The organism is Kroppenstedtia guangzhouensis (assembly GCF_014637345.1).
Classification (GTDB): domain Bacteria; phylum Bacillota; class Bacilli; order Thermoactinomycetales; family DSM-45169; genus Kroppenstedtia; species Kroppenstedtia guangzhouensis.
On the sequence record NZ_BMEX01000057.1, the window covers coordinates 1 to 1,775 of the forward strand.

At 54.3% G+C, this 1,775-nt stretch carries 4 protein-coding genes; all 4 read right to left on the minus strand.

Translation table 11 applies throughout. The features are described from left to right. Positions 1 to 321 precede the first annotated feature (321 nt). Positions 322 to 657, minus strand: a complete 336-nt coding sequence (locus IEV46_RS17725; protein WP_188433934.1) for a hypothetical protein — start codon at positions 655 to 657, stop codon at positions 322 to 324. A 91-nt stretch (positions 658 to 748) separates the two neighbouring features. After that, positions 749 to 934 carry a hypothetical protein gene (locus tag IEV46_RS17730; RefSeq protein WP_188433936.1) on the minus strand — a complete coding sequence of 62 codons (186 nt, stop codon included), beginning with the start codon at positions 932 to 934 and terminating at the stop codon, positions 749 to 751. Between the two features lie 77 nt (positions 935 to 1,011). Next, positions 1,012 to 1,500, minus strand: a complete 489-nt coding sequence (locus IEV46_RS17735) for a hypothetical protein (RefSeq protein WP_188433938.1) — start codon at positions 1,498 to 1,500, stop codon at positions 1,012 to 1,014. Positions 1,501 to 1,594: 94 nt separating this feature from the next. Beyond that, positions 1,595 to 1,775 (minus strand): hypothetical protein (locus tag IEV46_RS17740; protein ID WP_188433940.1); only part of this gene is annotated, 181 nt, incomplete at its 5' end.

Sequence of the window (1,775 nt, forward strand, 5' to 3'; positions counted from 1 at the left end):
TTCCGATACGGTACTATTAGGAGTCGCCCGTTTTTTGCGTGTTTTATTGTGCTATTTGCTGTGTTTTAGTTTGGGGATAGTCCATGTTTTGCTGGGTTTTATCAGGGTTTTGTTTGCAATCCGTTTGCAATTTGTTTGCAAACAGTCCCTCTTTAATCTCCTTTCTTGGTCTTATCCATCCTACCACAACACAAGAAAGCCGGGAGGGTGATCCTCCCGGTTCCGTCATATCATCCCCAGAACGTATCGCGGATACGATCTGTATCAATCTGATCCTGCTATCGCTCACCCAGCTTGGATGAGCGAAATGGAGGACCAGAATCAGCGGACGAAACGACGCACAGCCACAATTCGGCCTTGCTCGTCCCGGATCGCCCCCTGAGGGGAGGTGTCCGGGCTGATGATATCCGTCCGACCCTGCTCCTGTGCCGCCTGCCGGACGACAAGGGAAACCAGATACAGGGTCCCCTCTTCTGGCTCCGGTAGCCCCTGAATCTCATCATAGGATTGGGTGACAACCGGGACTCCCGCCACTTCCCCCGCATCCTCCGAGACGGTCTTCACCCGTGCCACTTCCCCGGATGCGGGGAAGGTGATTTCCTCCCCCGTTTCCAATCGGACGGTGATCTCATGCGGTGTAAGGTTGATAATTTTCATTTCAATTCCTCCTAGTATTTTGAGGTCATTCCGACCTCTTGCGAGAGCGAAGGTCTCCCCTCACCCTCGCAAGGGGTCGGAGCCCCTTGCATCAAAGCCACCCGTCCATATGCGCGGCTTGCGCCGCCTCATCGAACTTTCCCTTTTGGCACAGCCGGATGATTTCGGTTGCGCCTTCGACTCCTCCTGTGAAACCATCGGTAGCCAAGTGCGCCGCCAATTCGACGGGTGTCCTGCCTTTCACAGCCTCACGAATCCATGCAGAATGGTTTTGCATCCTCAATTCCTCCTTAGCGGTAGGTCGCCACCCTGGATAATGGACCGGGTCTTGCGGCACCCGGCGGGCCGTGTCACTCAAATATCCAGTTCGGTAGCTGGGTCATCGCCCAGCGCTTCTTTTGCATCCCTGATCAACTGACCCGTGGCGTTTCCGGAAGTCTCGACATCCTCAAGAGTATCATAGATGAAGTATTCGGATGTGGTCGCTTCCCCTTGCCAGCGTGACCAGTCCTCGACGAAAAGAAGGAACTTCCCCTTTTTCGTCCGGTATAGGGTTGTATCTACCCCTCTTGTGTCATTCCCCTGGAGCTTGCGGTGAAACGCAAGCTCCTTCCCGGTGAACCGGATCTTTTTCAGATCTGGGGTATCGCCCATCACCCCAGATCTCGTCCCCACTTCCAACTCAATTTGTTCCATCCCTTCAAGTTCCGCCTTTTTCGCCTCGACCGCCCGACGGAGGACGGAGGCGATTGCGGCGGAAAGCGATTCCTCACCCAGGATTTCGGCTGCTTCGTTGAAAATTTGTACATCTTCCTCACGGACATACAGGTTTTTGCTAGCCATGATATCTCTCCTCAGTGTGGGTAGTGTGCCGGGGATCGGCTCCCGGTGGGCCGGATCAGGGAAGGTCTCCCTCTCGTTTGAAGGAGTGGGGGAATCACTCCCCCAACTCCGCCACCCCTTTGACCAGGAGGTTTTTCAGCTCCTTCTGGTCAAAGTCTTCATACTGGTCAACGAACCAGGTCGTCTGGTTCGAGAGCTCTTCAAGATCAAACCCGGCTGTCGTATGAAGCTTCTGTTCATCGAAGTAGATATCCGCCACGAACCCTTCTTTCTTC